The sequence below is a fragment of the Leisingera sp. F5 genome (genome assembly GCF_001593695.1).
This window is the reverse complement of sequence record NZ_LUKH01000502.1, coordinates 1-2,247: the sequence shown is the minus strand read 5'-3', so window position 1 is coordinate 2,247 and position 2,247 is coordinate 1. Positions and strand designations below refer to the sequence as shown.

The following is a 2,247-nucleotide window of genomic DNA, read 5'->3' as shown; positions in this document are numbered from 1 at the left end:
TCGGGCTGGTGGCGGTGCCCCAATCGACGGTGGCGATCCAGCCGGCGTTGCAATGGGTCAGCAGGCGGACCGGCTCGCCCGCAGGCTTTTTCGCGGCGATTTTCTTGATCAGTTCCAATCCGTGCCCGCCAATGCTGCGGTTGATCCGGACATCTTCGTCCGCGATCTCATGCGCCAGTGCCAGCGCAGCGGCAGCGCGTTCCCCTGCCGCCAGCGGTCGCAGGTGGTTGCGGCAACGATCAAGCGCCCAGCGCAGGTTGATGGCGGTGGGGCGGGTGGCGTTGAGAAAGCTCCAGGCCTGATCCATCGCCGCATCCGACGAATCCAGCCGCATCGCCAGGGCCATGCCATAAGCTGCGGTCGCACCGATCAGAGGCGCGCCGCGCACCCGCATCTCAACAATTGCATCGGCAAACTCCTGCAGCGTGTTCACCTGCTGGACACGGAAGTCATGCGGCAGCCAGCGCTGATCAATGATCTGCAGCGCGTCGTGATCATGATCCCACCAAAGGGAGCGGTAATGGGTGCCATTCACTTTCATCGGAGTTTCCCCTTTTTCGTTGCAGCGCAGCTGCCGGTGCCGGATTGGCCGGCAAGTTGTTTCCGGTTTCCCTGAATTGCGCCTTGCGCGCAAGGTTTCGTTGAAAAGGCCCGCTGGATAATCGCGGAGTTTCTGAGTGAAATTGTCCGGTCAGCACGCGTGCTCCTTGCAGACAGCAGCTCGCGCAGTGTTCAATAGGGTTAAGTTTTATAACGAGCGGGTGCACCGGAAAACCGGCCGCCCGGTTTATTTTCGTCAAATTGAAAGGCTCAAGGATGAAGAATTTCTGGAACAGGGGCCTGACCGGCTGGACCGGACTAGCAGCAATTGCAGCGGTTGGTCTGGCAAGTGCGGATGCGGCGTTTGCGCAGCAGGGTGCTGCACCAAAGGTTTCGGTGTCGCAGGCAGTGGTTAAACCGATCAAGGATACCTCAACCTTCATCGGCCGCGGTGAAGCGATCGACAAGGCAAACATCATGGCCCGGGTCAACGGCTACTTGGAGGAGGTGCTGGTCAAAGACGGTGCTGAGGTGGAAAAGGGCGACGTGCTGTTCCGCATCGAACGCAGCGCTTATGAGGCGGTGCTGGAAAGCCGCCGCGCCGAACTGGCCCAGGCTGAGGCCAATTTGGAGCTCGCCTCGTTGGATCTGGCCCGCAAGCAGGAACTGTTCGAACGCGGTTCGGTGCCCGAGGCGGACCGGGACACCTCCCGCGCCAATGAGCTGGTGGCCGAAGCCCAGGTGCGCGCTGCCGCAGCTGCGATCCGGCAGGCGGAATTGGATCTGAGCTATACCGAAATCCACGCGCCGTTCTCGGGCCGGGTCGGCCGGGTCGAGGTCAGCATCGGCGATGTGGTCAACCCCAGTGGCGCGGCTTTGGTCAATATCGTGCGTGAAGCACCGGTTTATGTTTCCTTTTCGTTGAACGAAAAGCAGTTTGTCGAGATTTTGCAGGAGCTTCAGGCCGAAGGTATTGAACGCTCTGACACTGAAACCGCGCCGGAAGTATTCGTCGTCTTGCCCAATGGCGCCGAGCTGGAGGAAAAAGGCCGGATCGCCTTTGCCGGCAACCGGGTTGATCCAGCCACCGGCGCCGTCACCGTACGGGCGCAGTTTCAAAATGATCACCGGTTGATCCTGGACGGCGCCTTTCTGACCGTCGGCCTGCAGTCTCAGGAGGCAGTTGACCGGATCATCATCAGCCAGGCTGCGATCCAGCGCGATCAGCAGGGGCCGTTTGTTCTGGTAGTGGACGATCAGAATCAGGTGGCCCAGCGCTATATCGTCACTGGCGATGTTCAGGGCACCGGCATCATTGTGCTGGACGGTCTGACCAAGGGCGAAACCGTTGTGGTCGAAGGCCTGCAAAAGATCCGCCCCGGGGTCGAAGTGGACCCGGTCATGGCCGCACAGGCTGGAGAATAAGCAATGTTTTCCAGCATATTCATTTCAAGACCGAAATTCGCAATCGTCATCTCTCTGGTGCTGACGGTCATGGGGGTGATCGGCTATTTCGCGCTGCCTGTGGCGCAGTTCCCGGAAATCACGCCGCCGGTTGTGAACGTCACCGCCAGCTACCCCGGCGCCAATGCTGAAACCGTGGAAAAAAGCGTCGCCGCGCCGATCGAGGCGCAGGTCAACGGGGTGGACGGGATGCTCTACATGTCCTCCACGTCGGCGGACAATGGCAGCTATTCTCTCTCAGTA

At 60.3% G+C, this 2,247-nt stretch carries 2 protein-coding genes and 1 pseudogene; 2 read left to right on the top strand and 1 reads right to left on the bottom strand.

Features of this window, described 5'->3' with window-relative positions; genetic code table 11:
* A pseudogene (locus tag A2I95_RS32485) lies at positions 1-541 on the bottom strand (S-methyl-5-thioribose-1-phosphate isomerase); the annotation flags it as partial.
* Between the two features lie 275 nt (positions 542-816).
* Here A2I95_RS32485 and A2I95_RS32480 point away from each other — a divergent pair.
* Both A2I95_RS32480 and A2I95_RS32475 read left to right on the top strand, forming a co-directional pair.
* Entirely contained in the window at positions 817-1,965 is a 1,149-nt protein-coding gene (locus A2I95_RS32480) for an efflux RND transporter periplasmic adaptor subunit (RefSeq protein WP_291736463.1), read from the top strand.
* Positions 1,966-1,968: 3 nt separating this feature from the next.
* A partial coding sequence (locus A2I95_RS32475) for an efflux RND transporter permease subunit (RefSeq protein ID WP_291736462.1) occupies positions 1,969-2,247 on the top strand: 279 nt, incomplete at its 3' end.